At 59.9% G+C, this 18,309-nt stretch carries 21 protein-coding genes; 10 read left to right on the top strand and 11 right to left on the bottom strand.

The features are described from left to right. Position 1: 1 nt before the first annotated feature. A complete protein-coding gene (locus tag ACTG2T_RS12695) occupies positions 2–583 on the bottom strand; it encodes a YjaG family protein (RefSeq protein WP_005335839.1) in 582 nt (193 codons plus the stop codon). 162 nt (positions 584–745) lie between these two features. Between ACTG2T_RS12695 and ACTG2T_RS12690 the strand changes: the two genes are divergently transcribed. Beyond that, positions 746–1,690, top strand: a complete 945-nt coding sequence (locus ACTG2T_RS12690) for a D-2-hydroxyacid dehydrogenase (RefSeq protein WP_330125462.1) — start codon at positions 746–748, stop codon at positions 1,688–1,690. A 71-nt stretch (positions 1,691–1,761) separates the two neighbouring features. On the opposite strand, the gene mepM is transcribed toward ACTG2T_RS12690, so the two are convergent. Then, a complete protein-coding gene (mepM, locus tag ACTG2T_RS12685) occupies positions 1,762–3,099 on the bottom strand; it encodes a murein DD-endopeptidase MepM (RefSeq protein WP_042081590.1) in 1,338 nt (445 codons plus the stop codon). 260 nt (positions 3,100–3,359) lie between these two features. On the opposite strand from mepM, the gene ACTG2T_RS12680 reads away from it, so the two are divergent. Further along, entirely contained in the window at positions 3,360–4,658 is a 1,299-nt protein-coding gene (locus ACTG2T_RS12680) for a LapD/MoxY N-terminal periplasmic domain-containing protein (RefSeq protein WP_330125461.1), read from the top strand. Beyond that, on the top strand, positions 4,655–5,596 hold the full coding sequence (locus tag ACTG2T_RS12675; RefSeq protein ID WP_330125460.1) for a TAXI family TRAP transporter solute-binding subunit: 942 nt from the start codon (positions 4,655–4,657) through the stop codon (positions 5,594–5,596). Before ACTG2T_RS12680 ends, ACTG2T_RS12675 begins: the two co-directional genes overlap by 4 nt. Here ACTG2T_RS12675 and ACTG2T_RS12670 read toward each other — a convergent pair. Both ACTG2T_RS12670 and znuA read right to left on the bottom strand, forming a co-directional pair. Further along, entirely contained in the window at positions 5,591–6,265 is a 675-nt protein-coding gene (locus tag ACTG2T_RS12670) for a transglutaminase-like cysteine peptidase (protein ID WP_005335848.1), read from the bottom strand. The genes ACTG2T_RS12675 and ACTG2T_RS12670 overlap by 6 nt on opposite strands. A 67-nt stretch (positions 6,266–6,332) precedes the next feature. Beyond that, positions 6,333–7,265 carry a zinc ABC transporter substrate-binding protein ZnuA gene (gene znuA / locus ACTG2T_RS12665; RefSeq protein ID WP_150389734.1) on the bottom strand — a complete coding sequence of 311 codons (933 nt, stop codon included), beginning with the start codon at positions 7,263–7,265 and terminating at the stop codon, positions 6,333–6,335. A gap of 93 nt (positions 7,266–7,358) precedes the next feature. On the opposite strand from znuA, the gene znuC reads away from it, so the two are divergent. Together znuC and znuB are read left to right on the top strand one after the other, a co-directional pair. Then, positions 7,359–8,135, top strand: coding sequence for a zinc ABC transporter ATP-binding protein ZnuC (znuC, locus tag ACTG2T_RS12660; protein ID WP_330125459.1), 777 nt, complete (start codon positions 7,359–7,361; stop codon positions 8,133–8,135). 21 nt (positions 8,136–8,156) lie between these two features. Further along, entirely contained in the window at positions 8,157–8,936 is a 780-nt protein-coding gene (gene znuB, locus ACTG2T_RS12655; protein ID WP_005354863.1) for a zinc ABC transporter permease subunit ZnuB, read from the top strand. Positions 8,937–8,948: 12 nt separating this feature from the next. On the opposite strand, the gene ACTG2T_RS12650 is transcribed toward znuB, so the two are convergent. Continuing rightward, positions 8,949–9,839 (bottom strand): LysR substrate-binding domain-containing protein, encoded by an 891-nt coding sequence (locus ACTG2T_RS12650; protein WP_330125458.1) that lies wholly within the window; start codon positions 9,837–9,839, stop codon positions 8,949–8,951. Positions 9,840–9,930: 91 nt separating this feature from the next. On the opposite strand from ACTG2T_RS12650, the gene ACTG2T_RS12645 reads away from it, so the two are divergent. Next, positions 9,931–10,788 (top strand): DMT family transporter, encoded by an 858-nt coding sequence (locus tag ACTG2T_RS12645; RefSeq protein WP_149152160.1) that lies wholly within the window; start codon positions 9,931–9,933, stop codon positions 10,786–10,788. Between the two features lie 3 nt (positions 10,789–10,791). Here the strand turns inward: ACTG2T_RS12645 and ACTG2T_RS12640 are convergent, their stop codons facing one another. Then, positions 10,792–11,379 carry a uracil-DNA glycosylase family protein gene (locus ACTG2T_RS12640; protein ID WP_330125457.1) on the bottom strand — a complete coding sequence of 196 codons (588 nt, stop codon included), beginning with the start codon at positions 11,377–11,379 and terminating at the stop codon, positions 10,792–10,794. A gap of 99 nt (positions 11,380–11,478) precedes the next feature. Between ACTG2T_RS12640 and rarD the strand changes: the two genes are divergently transcribed. Next, a complete protein-coding gene (gene rarD, locus ACTG2T_RS12635) occupies positions 11,479–12,369 on the top strand; it encodes an EamA family transporter RarD (protein ID WP_042052465.1) in 891 nt (296 codons plus the stop codon). Here the strand turns inward: rarD and ACTG2T_RS12630 are convergent. Beyond that, positions 12,351–13,085: a substrate-binding periplasmic protein gene (locus ACTG2T_RS12630; RefSeq protein WP_330125456.1), complete on the bottom strand. Its 735-nt coding sequence runs from the start codon at positions 13,083–13,085 to the stop codon at positions 12,351–12,353. The two genes, rarD and ACTG2T_RS12630, sit on opposite strands and share 19 nt — an antisense overlap. Positions 13,086–13,129: 44 nt before the next feature. Here ACTG2T_RS12630 and ACTG2T_RS12625 point away from each other — a divergent pair, with 44 nt between their 5' ends. Further along, complete coding sequence (locus ACTG2T_RS12625) at positions 13,130–13,474, top strand: GIY-YIG nuclease family protein (protein WP_047434463.1); 345 nt, start codon at positions 13,130–13,132, stop codon at positions 13,472–13,474. A gap of 90 nt (positions 13,475–13,564) precedes the next feature. Here ACTG2T_RS12625 and pspG read toward each other — a convergent pair whose 3' ends face one another. From pspG to ACTG2T_RS12605, 4 genes are all read right to left on the bottom strand, one after another. Continuing rightward, entirely contained in the window at positions 13,565–13,783 is a 219-nt protein-coding gene (gene pspG, locus ACTG2T_RS12620) for an envelope stress response protein PspG (RefSeq protein WP_005335871.1), read from the bottom strand. A gap of 48 nt (positions 13,784–13,831) precedes the next feature. Continuing rightward, positions 13,832–14,038: a PspC domain-containing protein gene (locus ACTG2T_RS12615; protein ID WP_005335873.1), complete on the bottom strand. Its 207-nt coding sequence runs from the start codon at positions 14,036–14,038 to the stop codon at positions 13,832–13,834. 2 nt (positions 14,039–14,040) lie between these two features. Beyond that, positions 14,041–14,703 carry a phage shock protein PspA gene (gene pspA, locus ACTG2T_RS12610; RefSeq protein WP_058057954.1) on the bottom strand — a complete coding sequence of 221 codons (663 nt, stop codon included), beginning with the start codon at positions 14,701–14,703 and terminating at the stop codon, positions 14,041–14,043. 209 nt (positions 14,704–14,912) lie between these two features. Further along, positions 14,913–15,641: a 1-acylglycerol-3-phosphate O-acyltransferase gene (locus ACTG2T_RS12605; RefSeq protein ID WP_005335875.1), complete on the bottom strand. Its 729-nt coding sequence runs from the start codon at positions 15,639–15,641 to the stop codon at positions 14,913–14,915. 185 nt (positions 15,642–15,826) lie between these two features. On the opposite strand from ACTG2T_RS12605, the gene ACTG2T_RS12600 reads away from it, so the two are divergent. Then, entirely contained in the window at positions 15,827–16,204 is a 378-nt protein-coding gene (locus tag ACTG2T_RS12600; RefSeq protein ID WP_139730643.1) for a hypothetical protein, read from the top strand. 52 nt (positions 16,205–16,256) lie between these two features. After that, positions 16,257–18,299 (top strand): protein-disulfide reductase DsbD family protein, encoded by a 2,043-nt coding sequence (locus tag ACTG2T_RS12595; protein ID WP_330125455.1) that lies wholly within the window; start codon positions 16,257–16,259, stop codon positions 18,297–18,299. The last annotated feature ends 10 nt before the right edge of the window (positions 18,300–18,309 follow it).

Genomic DNA, 18,309 nt, shown 5'->3' with positions numbered 1-18,309 from the left:
ATTACTCTTCCAGGCTGATCCCGATATTGGAGACGCCATCCTGAGAGGCGAATACTCTGATAGCCAGGATACGATCGCTGTCGCGCTCATGGGCAACCCGCTTGAGCAGTTCAACCTGGAACTCCAGCTCGGCCTCCATGTACTCGTGCTCGTAGAGCTCCTCTTCGGTCAGATCCCGCTCTTCCAGCAGCTCGATAAAACCGGCCACGGTACCGACTGACGCATGGCTGGCATCGTTGGCCTCTTCGCCGACCCGGCAGATCACCGAGTTGTAGGCGCAGCCCAGCGCAACACAGGCATCCAGCGCGGGATAGGCACCGTAGGATTCAAACTTGCGGGGATCCGGAATGTGAGACTCGAACTCTTCGAGAATGGCACCCAGATTGACCCGGGATCCCTTGACGGTGAGGTAGACCCACATCTGATCCAGCGCATGCCGGAAAGCACCAGCATTGCCAAAGCCGGAAGCCTGACAGAACAGGGCATAGTTGGGGTACATGCGCTCTGCCAGCGCCAGGGTGTAGACGGTCTGTTGCCAAGGCTGTAGCTCGGCCAGTCGCTTATAAAACTTGTCACCAAACACTGGAGTCGGATCCTTTGCAAAATGTGGGGCAGATTGTAGCCCACGAGGGGCGCGGCGAAAACGAAAAAGCGCCCTGGTCGGCTATGTTGCGATATGAAGTCAGGTAAGATGGGTCGAGAGCGGCATCTTGTTGCGCCGCAAATTCTGATAAGGAACAAGAGTATGAGCCAACGTACCCTTCTTTTGCTCAGCCAGGATAATGCTCACTACGAACGGCTGCTCAAGGCCGCCAATCTCCCCCATCTGCGCATTCTGCGAGCCGATAACCAGAGCGATGCCGAGAAGCTGATCGGCGAAGCCCATATTCTGATGGCCGAACCGGCCCGTGCCAAACCGCTGCTGCCCAAAGCCAACAAGCTGAGCTGGTTCCAGTCCACCTATGCGGGAGTCGATGTGCTGCTCGACCCTGACAGTCGCCGCGACTACCAGCTCACCAATGTCCGCGGCATCTTCGGCCCGCTGATGAGCGAGTATGTCTTTGGTCATCTGCTCAGCCTGATGCGCCAAATTCCCCTTTATCGGGAACAGCAGAAACAGCGACTGTGGCAGAGTCACTCCTATCAGGGCCTCAAGGGGCGCACCATGCTGATCCTGGGGACCGGCAGCATTGGTCAGCATATTGCCCACACCGGCAAACATTTTGGCATGAAGGTGCTGGGCATCAGCCGCAGCGGTCGGGAGCGGGCCGGGTTTGATCAGGTTTATCAACTCCCTGCGCTCAACAAGATGCTGGCGCAGGCCGATGTCATCGTCAGCGTGCTGCCTGCCACCCGCGATACCCGTCATCTGTTCAATGCCGCCCGCTTCGAACACTGCAAACCGGGCGCCATCCTGTTCAACGTCGGCCGTGGCAGCGCCGTACACTCGGGCGATCTGCTCACCGCACTGCGCACCGGCAAGCTGGCGATGGCGGTGCTGGATGTGTTCGAGCAGGAGCCACTGCCCGCCGACAGTCCACTGTGGGGCCAACCCAACCTCATCATCACCCCCCACAACAGCGCCTACAGCTTCCCGGATGATGTAGCCCAGATCTTTGTGCGCAACTACATCCGCTTTATCGATGGCCAGCCACTGGATGGCAAAATCGACTTCGACAAGGGTTACTAACCCTCACTGCGCATGTAAAAAGGCCCCGCCAATCTGGCGGGGCCTTTCATTTCAGGCTGTGACGACAGGTATCAACCCGCTGCCAACTCCTTGCGGTAGCTCTTCACCTTGGCAAGGAACTGACGACGCTCCTTGCCGCTCAGGGGTTCAGCCATAGGCAGCTTGGCGGTCATGGCATTGACCGGGCGGTTGTTGATCCGCAGCTCGTAGTGCAAGTGAGCACCGGTCGAGCGACCAGTGTTGCCGGAGAGGCCGATCTTGTCGCCCATCTTCACTCGTTGACCGGTTTTGACCAGCAGCTTGCTCAGGTGCAGATAACGGGTAGAGAGAGTACGGCCATGCTTGATGACGATATAGGTGCCCGCCAGCGGGTGGCTGGTTGCCTTCTGGACGACGCCATCGCCGGTCGCCAGCACTGGCGTACCCACCGGCACTGCGAAGTCGGTGCCCTCGTGAGGACGCACCATACCGGTTACCGGATGTTTGCGCGCCGGGTTGAAATTGGAGCTGATCCGATAGCGGCTGTGGGTCGGGTAGCGGCGGAATCCGCGCTCCAGACTGTTGCCCTGACCGTCGTAATAGTTGCCGTCATCGGAGAGCCAGGCCGACACCGTCTTGCCCTGGCTGGTCACTTCCACACCCAGCAGCTGGCTGTTGCCAGTGCTCTTGCCTTCCACCGTCTCCTGGCGTACCAGCACTTTGAACTTGTCGCCCTTCTGCAGATCCTTGGCGAAATTCATTCGCCACTGGAACAGGTTGGCAATTTTCTGGATATGGTTGGCCGGAATCCCCGCATTGCGGGCACTGACATAGAAGCTGCCGTTGATCACGCCGTTGTAACGCTGCGGTTGCCACTCGACCTTCTCATTGATCATGGAGGCGGTATAGGCATCATCGCTGCGCGCCATCACCAGCGTCTGCTTGATGTTCAGGCGGATTTTGAGTTGCTGCAGGATGTTGTCCTGATCGATCAGCAGCTCGATATTCTGGCCCGGCTTGAGGCGCGCCAGATAGTTCTTGTTGTCCGCGTCCAGCACCTTGTAGAGGGTGGTGGTGGAGAGACCGAGATTGTTAAAAATGGCGGTCAGGTTTTCGCCGTTGCGGACCCGGTAATCCTGCCACTGGGGGGTGGTGTCGACCGGGATGTCGTCATCCGGCGCACTCTGATCAACCAGTTCGTGATCGGGGATTTCGTTAAAGTCGGTGTTGTTTTCGTTGGTTGCCGTACCGGCGGTATCAATGGGCAACTCAAGACGCAGCGGCCGCTCGAGGATGTCACCCGGAGCTGGCAATAATGCCACTGCTGACAGGGTCATGGCCGTCAGCATCAGCATGGCGTAAAAGTGTTTGCGGGGAACCGGTGGTTCCCAATTGGCAGCCTGTACTACCAAGGGACGGAGACGTTTCATCCGCTATCCTGTATTTAGATCTAAAGAGTGTGAGTTGCGATGTCAATTGTGACAAAACCGTATAAAACTGTTTGTTGGACACAAATAGTTACAAATAGTTCATCACAATCTGCATGAACCTCACATTTTATGCATAACCCGCCCGGATGGGCAGAAATGATCGTCTTTTTTAACCATTTTTTCCTATTTTTAAGAACCGGGTCGGATTCGATACTGAATAGAAACCTGAAATGTTGCGATAACTTTTCCATGGAGTGGATATGTCGTTAGCAAAACTGTTAATCAGAATAATTGTCGTCCTGTTCCTGATCGGTGCAGCGCTGCTGTTTGCACTGGAAGTCACGACGGTCCGCCAATCCATCCTCGACCAGATGTCAGCCAACCTGGAAACCGCCATCACCGCTCTCGGGCTGGTGCTGCAAGGAACCCTGCTCAATGACGACAATGTACTGGCCGAGACCATCGTCAATGCCATGTTCGACGGCGGCTTCGTCAGCTCGGTCACCCTGATCGATCCTGATGGCCAGTTGCTGTTTCAGAAGGTCTTCCACTCTACCCAGCAAAATGTCCCCGGCTGGCTTCCCTCGGTTATCGGCATGCCCCCCGTCAAGATTGAGCAAGAGTTGACCGATGGCTGGCGCATGCTGGGCACTCTGACCCTTGAAGGACATAGCGGCTACGCCTATCAGCATCTGTGGAATGCCATCAGTCGCACCGGTCTGGCGCTGCTGGCGGGCCTCGTCGTATTTACCCTGATCATCTCCCTGGTGTGCAAACGCCTGCTGCAGCCCCTGGAGCAGATCAACCTGCAGCTGATCCGTATCCGCAAACACCAGTTCAACAGCACCCTGCCCACTCCCTGGTTGCAAGACCTCAAAGAAGTGGCACTTTCCATCAACCAATTGGTTTCCGAACGCAAACGGGATCTGCTGCAACAACGACTCAAAATCACCCAGCTGGGAAAACAGCTGCCACTGACGCCCCCACAGCCGCTGCAAGGAGTGAGCCCACTGCCGGAAGGCGGGCAACTGCAAAAATTTGTCTCCACACAAGGGGAGATCGCGCTCTATCAGCGTTTCTTGCCCAGTCAGCCCCTCGGTGCCGACAGCGATCTCGCAACCATCCAGAGCGCCCTGCAACAGTGGCAGCACTCTCATATAGAAGGGGTCTTGCTGCCCCTCTCCCTACTCAATCACCCGCAATGGTCCGAGATCGCCCCTCTGCTAAGCCAGGGGCGAGGAAAAACACTGGATTGGCGCTGGGATGTAGCCACCTTTCCCGCCCACGGCCAGTCTACCTTGGCTGCGTTGCAGGAACAGGGGGGTGAGCTCGCCTTCAGCGCCATTCCCCTCAATGCGGATACCTTCAATCAACTTGACCCGCTCAATCCCATTTTTATCAGCTGTCAGCTGACCGATGAGCCGCTCTACTGGAATCTGCTCTCCCAGACCATGCATGCCGCTGGTTATACCCTGCTAGCAGAATCGGGAGAGTGTAACGACATCGACAAACTGCGGACCTGGGGTATCGATGGTTATGCCAAGGAGACGCAATCATGAAGAAGCTCGCCATGCTGTTGCCCCTGCTATGGCAACCCGGCCTGATGGCTGAAACCGTGACTCTCACTACCGGTGGTGAGCAGGGGATTTATCACCAGATAACCAAAGAGTTTTGCCGTCTGGCTCATGAGGTCGACGAGCAACTTGCGTGCACACTGCAGAGTTCATCGGGTTCAATAGAAAACCTGACGCGGCTGAAGAGTGGCGAGACCTCCTACGCCATGGTGCAGTCAGACTGGCTGTATCAGGCAAGCCAGGGCTTGGGCCCTTTTGCCACGCAGCCGCAACCTGAGCTGCGCGCCCTGTTTGCCACCCATGCCGAGCCCTTCACCATAGTGATCCGTGCCGATGGCGATATCACTTCACTGGAACAGCTCAAGCTCGCCCCCATCGACATGGGGTTGAAGAACTCGGGAACACGCCAGACGGCGCTGACCCTGTTCAACATCTTGGGAGCGAAAGAGCAGGATCTCGATCTGAAGAGCATGGCCAACCTGCCGGATGCGCTCTGCAGCAAGCAGATCGACGCATTTGCACTGGTGATGGGACACCCTAACCGGATTGTGCTCGACACCGCCAAACGTTGCGCAGTCAGCTTCCTCCCCATCGATGGGGTCACCCGTGATCAGCTACTCAAGGGGGTCAAATATTACCAACGTAGTCAGGTGCCCGCCCGCATCTACCCCGGCAATCTGAAGGCAACTCCCACCTTTGCCATTGCCGCCACCCTGGTCACCAATGCCACCATGCCGGAAGAGTCTGTCTATCGCCTGACCAAGGCCATGCTGACCCAGCAAACCAAGTTCAATGAGCAAACTTATGGCTACGCCAATATGTTTCACCGGGCACGCAATAAAACCGGCCCGGTGCTGAGTATTGAGCAGCATCCGGGCGCAGCGAAATATTTCGATGAGTTGAAGGCGGCGGGCAAGCTATAACTGACGACGAGGAGAGCGCAGTTGCTCGCTGGAGAAACGGGTCTTCATCGATGTCCACTGCGCCAACCGATCGGCACTCCCCGCCAGCGTCCCTTCCCGCCGTGACTTCATGATCCAGATGCTTTTGGCATCGAAACTGTAAACGGGAATGAGGTCGGTACGCTTGCTACCAGGCAGGATCCGGCTGTTGATGTTGTCGAGCACCAGTGGGTCAGCCTTGGGTGTCGGGAAGTAGAGCGTCACCATGTGGAACTGGTTGTAACGCACCGCCTTGACGTAGGCCAGTCGCAGCTTCTTCTCATCCACCCCCAGCTCCATCAGGGTGTAGTACTTGGAGATGCTGTAATCCTCGCAATCCCCACCCCGGGCACCGATGAACTCCAGCGGATTGGCCCAGTAATCCTCATCCCCCCACAGCTTGGGATCCTCGCTGTAGGTGAGATTGTTGAAGTAGTTGTTCACCAGCTCGATTTTCTGCTGGTCGGTTGTACCCGCTCTGGGGGTGAGCAAGCGAGAAAATGCCTCGGCGCGCTGGATGGCCCGGCCACCATACACTTCCTGCAGCTTGGCCCGCAGGTCCGGACTGGCAATATATTCGGAAAGACGCGAAGCTTGCACGTTGGCGCAACATAGCGCCAACGTGCAAGCCGGGATCAACAACCATTTCATACCGGACACTCCATGTCAGATGCTGGAGGTCAGTATAGCCCCTCCGGATGAGAGGCTCAGCCGCTGATCAGCGACACTGGGCAAATGCGTCTGCCAGTTGCTGCATGAATTGGGGATAACCATCCGGGCCGAGCGGCACCTGTTCACCCACCTCATCCAGCAACAGCACCTTGGCGCCGGTATTGCGTGCCACCGATTCGATCACAGCCGGTGAGAATTGCGGCTCGGCATAAATGCAGCTCGCCTGCTTCTCTTCCAGTGCCTTGCGGATATCCACCAGGGTCTTGGCGCCCGGGCGACGCTCAGGGCTCACGGTAAAGTGACCTTTTGAACTCATGCCGTAATGGCGCTCCCAGTAGCCATACGCCTCGTGGAAGACAAAGTACCCCTTCTCATTCACTGCCTTCATCTGGCCGGTAATCACCTTGTCTTTGGCATCCACCTTGGCATCAAAGGTGGCGAGGTTGGCGTCATAGCGAGCCTGATTGGCCGGATCCAGCTTGCCCAATTCACTTGCGATCGCCTTGGCAATCATCTTGGCCTGCGTAGGCCCAAGCCAGATATGGGGATCGACCCCTTCGTGATGATGTCCCTCATGCCCTTCATCATGATCACCATGCTCGTGGGTGGCATGATCGTGATCATCATGATTATGGGAGTCGTGACTATCCTGAGTCGCGTAGTTGAACAGCGGCATCCCCTCAACCTGAGTCAGGGCCAGAGCATGGGGATGGTTGGCCAGCGGCTTGGCCATAAAACCTTCCAGCTCGGGGCCAACCCACACCACCAGATCGGCACTGTTGATGCTGCGAATATCGGACGGACGCAGGGAGAAATCGTGGGGAGAGGCACCGGTCGGCAGCAATACCTTGGGCTCGCTCACGCCGTCAGTGATCGCTGCTGCGATGAAGCCTAGCGGCTTGATGGTGGTCAGTACCTCAATGGCACGAACAGGCAAACTCACCGCCAGCAGGGCAGTGAAAAGCGCAATAATTCTCATTGGTGAATCTCGTCAGGGGGTGAGTATGTGATAATATAACAGCTGCTTTTTGTTATATTATAACTCTCACTGGCTGTAAACCCCGGAGTTGTCATGAGCCAACTGGTAGAGCTGAAAGAGGTCTCTCTCTCGTTTGATGGACGCTCTGTGCTCGACAAGGTCTCCTTTACCCTCAATAAAGGCAAAATCACCACGTTAGTCGGCCCCAACGGGGCAGGCAAGAGCACCCTGAGCAAGCTGGTGCTGGGTCTGCTCACCCCGGACTCGGGCAAGATCACCCGCAGCCGCGATCTGAGAGTCGGCTATGTGCCCCAGCGCCTTTATCTGGATCCCACCCTGCCGCTGACGGTGCGCCGCTTCCTGCAGCTGGGCAAAAACAGCCGTCTCTCCATCGAGGAAGCTCTGGTCCGGGTGGGCGCCGAAGGGTTGCTGGAGAACCGGATGCAGAAGCTCTCCGGCGGTGAGATGCAGCGTGTACTGCTGGCCCGCGCCCTGCTGGTCAAGCCCGAGCTGCTGGTGCTGGACGAACCGGTGCAAGGGGTTGATATCACCGGCCAGATCGAGCTCTACGCCCTGATCGGCCAGCTCGCCGCCGAGTTCAATTGCGCCGTGCTGATGGTCTCCCACGACCTGCATCTGGTGATGGCCAGCACCCACGAGGTGATCTGCCTCAATCGCCACGTCTGCTGTCATGGCGAGCCGGAAAGCGTGGCGCGCCACCCCGAATTTGCCCGTCTGTTCGGGCGACCGGAGCAGGAGGTGCTGGCTGTCTATACCCACCATCACCACTGCGACGGCGAACACCATCATCATGAACCGCAGGCTCCCGTCATCCGACTGCCTTCTCGCAACAACGCTCACAGCAAATAGCGCAAGCAACAGGACATTCAAGTGGACAGCTTTCTGTTATACGCCCTCGCGGCCGGTCTCGGCATCGCCCTGCTGGCCGGCCCCCTCGGCAGCTTCGTGGTATGGCGCAAGATGGCCTATTTTGGCGATACCCTCTCCCACGCCTGCCTGTTCGGCATCGCGCTGGGCATCCTGCTGCAGGTAGATCTCACTCTGGCGGTAGTGGTCTGCTGCCTCGCCATGGCGATGCTGCTGGTGATCATGAGCCGCAACCAGCAGGTGGCGACCGATACCCTGCTCGGCATTCTGGCCCACAGCGCCCTGTCGCTCGGTCTGGTTACCTTGAGTTTTATGGATAACGTGCGGGTGGATCTGATGGCCTACCTGTTCGGCGACCTGCTCTCGGTACAACCGATGGATCTGCTCTGGATCTACGGCGGTGGCGCGCTGGTACTGCTTACCCTGTGGCGACTGTGGGATCCCCTGCTCTCCATGACCATCTCGGAAGAGCTGGCACGGGTAGAAGGGATCCGGGTCGATGTGCTGCGCTGCGTACTGATGCTGCTGATCGGGCTGGTGATTGCCGTGGCGATGAAGTTTGTCGGCGCGCTGATCATCACCTCCCTGCTGATCATTCCCGCCGCCACCGCCCGCCGCTTCAGCCAGACGCCGGAGCAGATGGCTGGCTTTGCCGCGCTGATCGGCTGTCTCGCCGTGCTGGGGGGGCTGACCCTATCCTGGTATCAGGACACCCCGGCCGGGCCTTCGGTCGTCGTCTGTGCCACCAGCCTGTTTGTCCTAAGCCAGTTCAAGAGAGCCTGATAACCCGAGCAATTACAACGGCATGCTCTGGCGTGTCTCCATCATCAGCCACTGGCGCAACCGGCTGATAGCGGGCTCATGGGCCCGCGAGCGCTTGCAGGTAAAGTAGAAGGCATCCCCCGTCTCCAGCTGGTGTACCGGCAAGGCCACCAGCTGGGGATCATCGGGCCGCAGCATGTAATCATTCACGAATGCCACCCCCTGATCCCAGGCCGCCGCCTCCATCGCCAGCAGCACATGGCTGAAATGGTGCATCCGCGCCTCGTCCGGGATCACCAGCCCGCCCGCCTTGGCCCAGCGCTGCCAATCCTCCCCCCGCGCCTTGTAGATGGATTGCACCGAGAGCAGCGGCAGCTGCCAAATGGCCTCGGGCCACTCCCCGCTGATCTGCTGCAACAGGCGGCGACTACAGACCGGAAAGAGCCGCTCCTGATAGATAAGATCGTGCCAGTAGCCACGCCCGTTGGGTGACACAGTGATAAAGCAGTCCGCCACCCGATCGGAAAGTTCGGGATCTTCCGCCACCATCTCCAGACTCAGATCCAGCTCGGGATAGAGCTGGCGCAATCCGGCCAGGCGGGGGATCAGCCACTTCACCGCAAAGGAGCTGTAGACCGCGAGCCGGACTCGCATCTCGCCGCCACCACGCAACTGTTCGCTGCTCTGGGCAATCTGGCTGAGCCCGGCGGCAATCCCCTCAAAGTAACTCTCCCCCTGGGTTGTCAGCGAGAGCAGACGCCCCTGACGCAGCAGCAAGCGCTCACCCAGAAAATCTTCCAGCAGACGAATTTGGTGGCTGACCGCACTCTGGCTGACGTTCAGTTCAAGGGCGGCACGGGAGAAGCTGAGCAGCCGGGCCACTACCTCGAAATATTGCACCGCGCGCAGGGGAGGAAGCTTCATTATCTAAATATCTCATGAGTGGTCATTTTTTATCATTTTACTGGATATCAACCGGCACGCTACCCTCCGCTCATCTGAAGTGGGAGGTGGTATGAATGCAGTAGGGATCGGCATCCTTTATCTGGTGCTGGGCAATATGGTGGCAGTTTTTTCCGATGCGCTGGTCAAGGTGCTGGAGCCGGATCAGCCCATCTTCCAGTTTGTCTTTTTCCGCCAGCTCTCGGCCGCCATTCTGCTGATGCCCTGGCTGCTCTGGTCATGGCGCCGCAACCCGCCGGTGGCCATCAAGTGGCACCTGCTGCGGGCCCATATCTGGGCGGTCGGCGTCTGCCTGATGGTGGTGGCCCTCACCCGCTTGCCGCTCGCCACTGCCAATGCCCTCTTCTATGCCGCCCCCCTGATGATGGTGCCGCTGGCGGTGTGGATGGCAGGAGAAGCGATCTCGCGCCAGAAGGTGCTGACCGCGGTTATCGGGTTTATCGGGGTACTGATCGTGCTGCGCCCGACCGAAGTGAACTGGGCCGCGCTGGCGGCGCTCGGGGTGGCGCTGTCGATGGCGCTCAACAACCTGCTGATCAAGCGGATCCCGCTCAAGCAGCCCATCGCCCAGACCCTTTTTTTCACCAACGTGCTGAGCATGCCCTTCATTCTGGCGCTGGCCTGGTGGGAAGGGGGCAACTGGCAGTGGCAGATGTGGTGGCCCGCTTTTGGCTCCTCGGCGCTGATCATGGTCTATGCGGGATTGTGCGTGGTGGCCTATCGCAAGGCGGAGGCGAGCAAGATCGCCTCGGCGGAGTACACCGGTCTGCTGATGGCAGTGGCCATCGGGGTGTGGCTGTTTGACGAGCAGCCCGGTCTGCCGCTGCTGCTGGGCTGTATCTGCATCGTCCTGCCGCTCATCGCCATGGCCCGCAGCAAGCCAAAACCACTGGCCGAGCCAGCGCTCTAATACTCAGGGTCTCCCCAGAAGCGGGGCGACCCTTTGCTGCAGATGGGGGACGATCTCATCCTCGAACCAAGGATTCTTTTTGAGCCAGAGGGTATTGCGCGGGGAGGGATGCGGCAACGGCAGCCAGCCGGGGCCATAGTCGGCCCAGCTGCGCACCGTCTCGGTGAGCGATCCCTTGGCTGCCCCCCGCAGATAGTAGGCTTGTGAATATTGTCCGATCAGCAGGGTCAGCTCGATATTGGGCAGCAGCATCAGCACCTTGTCGTGCCAGGTGGGTGCGCACTCGGGTCTGGGTGGCAGATCGCCGGATTTTCCCCTGCCGGGATAGCAGAGCCCCATCGGCATGATGGCGATGCGGGATTGGTCGTAAAAGGTGGCCTTATCGACACCAAGCCACTGGCGCAGCCTGTCACCGGAGGGGTCATCCCACGGGATACCGCTGGCATGCACCCGGGTGCCGGGCGCCTGACCGATGATCAGCAGGCGGGCACTCTCGGCCCCGCGGATCACCGGACGAGGCCCCAGCGGCAGATGAGCCTCGCACAGACGGCAGGCCCTGATTTGCCCAAACAACTTATCGATTCGCTGCATGACGTTGATAGTACCAGCATTTCCTTGTTTTCCCTCTTGTGGAAACAGGGCGCGCCCCCTACTATCGCCATGGGTGTTTAATTTAATAAACGGATAATAATGAAAAACTGGCTAGGTACCGGCACCGCGACCCTCTCCTTCATCCTGTGGGGGATGCTGCCGCTCTATTATCAATTCATGCCCGAGGTCAACATGTGGGAGCTGATCTCCCACCGGGTGCTCTGGTCTGTGGTGCTGCTGGGTGCCCTGTTTTTGCTGCTTGGCCACAAGGTGCCTTGGGCACAACTGCGCAGCGAGCCGCGCCAGCTCGGCCTCATTCTGCTGGCGGGCCCCGTTATGTCCATCAGCTGGTGCATGTTCACCTGGTGCCTCACTACCGGGCAGGTGCTGACCACCAGCCTCGCCTTCTTTATGACCCCGCTGTTCAATATCGTATTCGCCGTCATCTTCCTCAAAGAGCGACTCACCCCGCAAAAGCATCTGGCGGTCGCCCTGGCGCTGGCGGGGCTCGCCTACATGCTCTTCTGCTACGGCCAACTCCCCTGGTTCTCCCTCATCATGGGGGCCAACTTCGCCTGCTACGGCCTTATCAAGAAGAAGATCCACTACGACACCGGCACCAGCCTCTATCTGGAAGCCATGGTGCAACTGCCCGTCGCGCTGATCATCATCGGCACGCTGGCGTGGCACGGGGAAGGGGCATTCGTGAACGGGGATCTGGCCGACAAGCTGCTGCTGATGGGCAGTGCGCCCGCTACTCTGCTGCCGGTGGGGCTCTTCTGCTACGCGGTGGCGAGAACCCGGATGAGCACGGTGGGGCTGCTGCAATATATCGAGCCCAGCCTCGCCTTCCTGCTCGCCATCTACTGGTTTGGTGAGGCGCCGGACCCCATCAAGGCGGTCGGTTTCGCCTTCGTCTGGGCTGGTCTGCTAGTGAGCCTGTTGCCGCTACACCGGCTCAAGCGCCGCCCTCAGGGCGTACCGCGATAGGACTCCAGCACCTTGTGCCAACGGGGATCCCTGTCCATCTGCTCGGCGATGTCGTTGAGGGTGGCATGCAGCTCGGGACGGGATTTGGGCAGCAGGATATGGCGGGTATAGCTGGATTGGGGGAAGGGTGAGATAAACAGCTTGCCCTGATAGTGCTGTGCGTCGATGAAAAAGCCCAGCGATGAACCACTCACCAGCGTCACATCGATGCGGCCGCGCACCAGCAGCTCAAAATTGGTCTTCACCTTCTTGGCATCCTGACGCACCAGCTCTCCCCGTGCAGCGGCATCATCGATCCCCTGATAGCGGTAGCCCTCCACCCCGCCAAACACCAACCCCTTGAGGGAGTCTGGCCCGCGATAGGTGACCGGGTTGTCAATGTTCGAGACCAGCTCGTTGGTGTCGCGCATCACCGGAAAGGTCCAGAGATAACGCTCACGATGGGGATCTCCCACCCAGGCGGGATTGACCCAGACCACCAGACCGTCAAAGTCGGGATCCGCCATCTCCAGCGCTAGCCGGGCGCGATTGACCAGCCAAAGCTCGATTCTGGGTTCACCCCCCAGCTTTTCATTGAGATACTTGACCAGCTCGCGGCTCAGCCCTGCATCCACTCCGGTGTTGAAGGGGGGATGCTGATGGTAATCGTAGAGACGGATCGTCTCCCCCAGAGCCGGGACCGACAACAGTAACCACAACCAAAACCAGACTCTCATCGCACCTCCTTGAGCTGCCTCTGAGTTTGGCACAGAGAATTTGAATGAGAGAACCCGCGACCACCACACCGGTACAGCAACCATCCGCCCCTTCCCGCTGGTCTGTCTACATGGTGCGCACCGCCACCGGCCTGCTCTATACCGGGATCAGCACGGATCCGCTGCGCCGTCTGCGTCAGCACCAGAGCGGCAAGGGCGCTCGCGCCCTGCGCGGCAAGGGGCCACTGACGCTGGCGTGGCAACAGGAAGTCGGCGAGAAGGGGGCAGCCCTGCGCATCGAATATCGCCTCAAGCAGCAGCCGAAATCCTTCAAGGAGCAGCTGATCCACAGCCCGGCACTCTGGCAGAGCTGGAGCCCCCAGTGGTTACCCGCAGCCACCCAGCCTTGAGGACGACAGGCAAAAAAAGGCCACTCGATGAGTGGCCGGAAAGGGGAAATCAGGGAGCATCACACAACGTCTTGCACAACCTCAGGCGGGTTAGAGGTAGGTATTGGAACGCTTGCTGCGGTTGCTGATCAGCCAGCAAACCGCCAGCACCAGCAGCAACCAGGGGGCCAGCTTGATGATCAGAGCAAGCATGCCGCCCAGCGCCCCAAGCAGCACGAACAGGCCGCTCACCAGCAACATGGCTACCAGGGTAAAACCGGTCAGTGCCATGACCAGCAGCACCACCAGCAAGATGAAAAATTCCAGCATAACTTGCTCCTTATCAGTAACTTGTCTGCCGGCTTGGCAACCCTTCGGTCAATCCAGCCAGCGCTTCAATTCATAACGGGGCGGCATCACCAGCACCGCCAGCAGATAGGCGGCCAGTGCCAGCGGCGGCATCAGGATCAGGGCGAGCAGTGCCACCACCCGCACCGTGACTCTGGAGACCCCCAACCGCCTGGCAATACCGGCGCAGACCCCGGTCAGCTTGCGATGCACCAGATCCTTGGGCCAGGGGCTCATGATTACACCTCCGCCTTCTGGCCTTTGAGGCGAGCCAGCTCGCGCTCGATCTCGTCATTGAGCTCCAGCTCGCGGAACTGGGCCTCCAGCGAGGGATTCTGCCCCAGGGTGGCCGCCTCCAGCTGGGCTTCCAGCTGATCGACCCGGCCCTGAAAACCGTCAAAGCGCGCCATCAGCTCATGCATCCGCTGGTTGTCCACCTGGGCGCGGGCACGAATGCGGCTATGGGCCGTCTGCTCGCGCAGGGTCAGCAGTTTCTGCTTCTCGCGCGCCTCGGTCAGCTTGGCAGCCAGTCGCTCGCTGTCGGCGGTGAGCTGGGCCAGCACCTCGGCCACCCGGGCCTTGTCCTGCTCCAGCTGTTCACATTTTTTGACCTCCGCCAGCTTCTCGGTGAGGGCTGCGCGGGCCAGATCCTCACGTCCCTTCTGAATGGCGAGCTCGGCCTTGGCCGACCACTCCAGGATCTGCGCCTGCAACCCCTGCTGGTGACGCTCCAGCTGTTTCTGTTCGGCAATCACGCGGGCGGCCTGGGTACGCATCTCGACCTGCACCTGCTCCATCTCTTCGATCATCAGGCGCAGCATCTTCTCCGGCTCTTCACTCTTGTCGAGCAGGCTGTGCAGGTTGGCATTTATCACGTCGGTCAGGCGGCTGAATACGCTCATGGTCTGGCTCCTTGTTGATGGGATGGCTATCTCTTCCCATTGCATTACAAGAGCCGTGCCAAGAAAAATTATTGTTATTTTACATATAGATGGGAATTTACCGAGGAAATTCAAGAAGCGTTTATTGGTGAGAATAGCCAACCAGGTGGTGATTTTTACCAACAAAAAGGGAGCCTCTGGCTCCCTTGTCGATTCGTCTGCGCTATCCGTCAGGCGGCGTGGCTGTGGCCCAGCTTGCTGTCCAGTTCGGTCAGCTTGGCCTCCATCCGGGCGCGGCAGGTATCGGAGAGATCGCGAATGCCGCTGGCACCGTGCTCCTTGCTGCAGACCGGCGCCATCACTTCCACCAGCACTTCGCCGTTGTCCCAGCGATTGAGGTCGACCTGACCGAAGTAGCTGGAGCAGACGATGGGCACCACGGGCACTTCAGCCTGTACCGCAGTGTGGAAAGCACCTGCCTTGAACGGCAGCAGGCCACGCCCCTGGGAGCGGGTCCCTTCCGGGAACATCCAGATGGAGGTGCCACGGTTCTTGATGCGATCCACCACCTGACCTATGGTGCCGATGGCACGGGAGCGGTTGGAGCGGTCGATCAGCACGTTGCCGGAGAGCCAGAAGATAAGGCCGAACAGCGGCAGCCAGAGCAGGCTCTTTTTGCCCACTGCCACCACACCGGGCTGCACCGCACCGGTCACGGTGAAGATGTCGAAGTTGCTCTGGTGGTTACAGACGTAGACCGCAGGGCCGACCGATTTGACCTCGTCTGCCACCGTCACTTTGACTCGCAGCCCGATCAGCGGGCAGACCGCGTGATACATGCGGGCAAAGACATAGACGTTGTTGGGATGGCGCGGACGAACCAGACAGAGCAGCAGGCCGAACAGGAACCAGAAAATGAGCAGCAGACCAAGCAGCAGCACACGGGCAATTTTGAGCATCGAACACCTCGAGTTTTAACTCGGCGCAGTATACTGATCCCCCTTTTAGCGAACAAGCGTTCGCCAAACAGAACCGACCACCCTCCCCGTCGCGCCACCCACAGTACTGCTCATCAATACGCCGCCGACTTGCCCCACCCGCCATTGGTCGTTAGGATGGCCCCATCTTGATGGACGGGGCGAACATGATGTTGCAACAACGGGTAGCGAAACATCTCCTGCTGCTGGTCTGCCTGCTGGTGCTCAATTGTGCTGCCCAGCCGCTGGCCCGGCTTGCCCTGCTCGATCACGCCCTCAGCTGTCAGGCACTGCCCGTTCCAGGCTCGGCAACGGATCAAGAGGATGCCAAACCGGCCAGCCCGCAGCCCACCAGTTGCCAGCTCAATGGCAAATGGCTGAGCGCCGCCACCCTGCTCTGCGTCGAACAGCTCTTCTTTGCCGTCGCCCTGCTGATTGCACTGCTGGCCCCCCTTTGGCGCTACACACCGCCACTGCCCCCTCCCAGAGTCATCTCGCCGCCCGAGCGGCGTCTGCACCTCACCCTGTGCGTCTGGCGGGAATGAGTTTGGCTGCGTTCTTTCGTTAGCTGTCACTCATTTTTGCGAGACCAAAAAGATGTCGAATCTCTTCAAGGCGGCCCTGCTACTGGGCGGTCTGCTGTGGCAATCCATAGGATTGGCCAGCGACACGGGCTGGCTCACCAGCCCACAGAATGATCACGCCCGGATACGGCTGCAGGCCGACCGCAGCACGGCAGATCAGACCCGCATCCTGCTCGATGTCGAGCTGGAGTCGGGCTGGAAAACCTACTGGCACAGCCCGGGAGAAGGGGGCATTGCTCCCCAGATCCTGTGGGACGAACCGGTCGGTGACTTTCAGTGGCGCTGGCCGGTGCCACGCCACTTCGAGGTAGCCGGGCTCAGCACCCAGGGTTATCAGGGGGATGTGACCTTCCCTCTGAGCCTCAACTACCCCGCCGGCCAACCGCTCAAAGGGACTCTGCGCCTCTCCACCTGCAGCAATGTCTGCATCCTGACCGACTTCCCATTCACCCTCGCGGTGGATGGTCAGGCTCCGGCCGGTTTCGACTTCGGCTGGGCGAAGGCGATGAGTACCCTGCCCCAGCAATTGCCTGCCGAAACACGGGTCGAGCTCGGTTATCAGCACAACCAGCTGCAACTGCGCGCCGAGCGGGCAGAAGGCTGGCAATCACCAGCGCTCTTTATCGATGCTCTGGAGGGGGCCGAGTTTGGCAAACCGGCGCTTGAGGTCGAAGGCAACACCCTGATCGCCCGGGTGCCGGTGAGCGATGGCTGGCAGGGGGATGCGCCGGATCTGCGCGGCCAATCCCTCGGCCTGCTGCTCACCAGTGGCGAACTGGCGTGGCAAGGCAAGGGGACGATCGGCGAAGCGCTCGTATTGCCAGCGCCGGGCCAGCCCCTCTTCTGGTTGCTGGGGGCGGCGCTGCTCGGCGGCCTTATCCTCAATCTGATGCCCTGCGTGCTGCCGGTGCTGGCGCTCAAGCTGGGAACTGTGTTGCAACATCAGGATCGTGAACAGGGAACGGTGCGCAAGCAGTTCCTCGCCTCCAGCGCCGGGATCATCACCTCCTTCTGGGTGCTGGCGGCCATGAGCAGCCTGCTGCGCGCCACGCAAGGGGCCGTCGGCTGGGGCATCCAGTTCCAGAGCGCCGGTTTTATCGGCTTGATGGTGCTGGTCACCCTGCTGTTTTGCGCCAACCTGTTGGGGCTGTTCGAGATCCGCCTGCCCAGCGCCCTCAGCACCCGCCTTGCCACCAGCGGCGGCAACGGCCTCGGCGGTCACTTCCTGCAGGGGAGCTTCGCCACTCTGCTGGCGACCCCCTGCTCGGCACCGTTCCTCGGCACCGCGGTGGCCTTTGCGCAGGCGGCGCCACTCGGCCAGCTCTGGCTGATCTTCACCGCCCTCGGGATTGGCATGAGCCTGCCCTGGCTGCTGGTGGCGGCCCTGCCACGGCTCGCCCTCTGGCTGCCGAAACCGGGGCGCTGGATGAACCATCTGCGCATCCTGCTCGGCTTGATGATGCTGGGCTCCAGCCTCTGGCTCACCAGCCTGCTCGACAACCATCTCGGCAGCTATGCCACCGGCTGGCTGATGGTTGCCATGCTGCTGGCACTGCTGATTGGCATCATCTGGCGTTACGGCATCCGCGGCTTCACGCTGGCGATCGCCCTCGCCGCCCTGATTGGCAGCCCCCTGCTGCTGAGCGGTGCCTTTAGCGCGCAGGGCTCGGCCAACGTTGACAAGGTGGTCTGGCAGCCGCTCTCGGAACGCGCCATCACCGATGCCCTCGCCCAGAACAAGCGGGTCTTTATCGACGTCACCGCCGACTGGTGCGTCACCTGCAAGGCCAACAAATACAACGTGTTGCTACGCGATGAGGTGCAAACCGCCCTCTCGGCCCCCGATGTGGTGGCCCTGCGCGGCGACTGGAGCAAACCGGACGACACCATCGCCGCCTTCCTGCGCCAGCGCGGGGCGGCAGCCGTCCCCTTCAACCAGATCTACGGCCCCGGCCTGCCACAGGGAGAGATCCTCTCCCCCCTGCTGAACAAGGCCGATCTGCTTACCCTCTTGAATCAGGCCGGTCTGATCCAGACCAACGCCACCCATTTTTAAGGAGAACTCC

It is taken from the genome of Aeromonas sp. 75A, from assembly GCF_051919425.1.
GTDB lineage: Bacteria > Pseudomonadota > Gammaproteobacteria > Enterobacterales > Aeromonadaceae > Aeromonas > Aeromonas veronii.
Note: the sequence above shows the minus strand (reverse complement) of the source record. Positions and strands in the feature narration are given on the sequence as shown.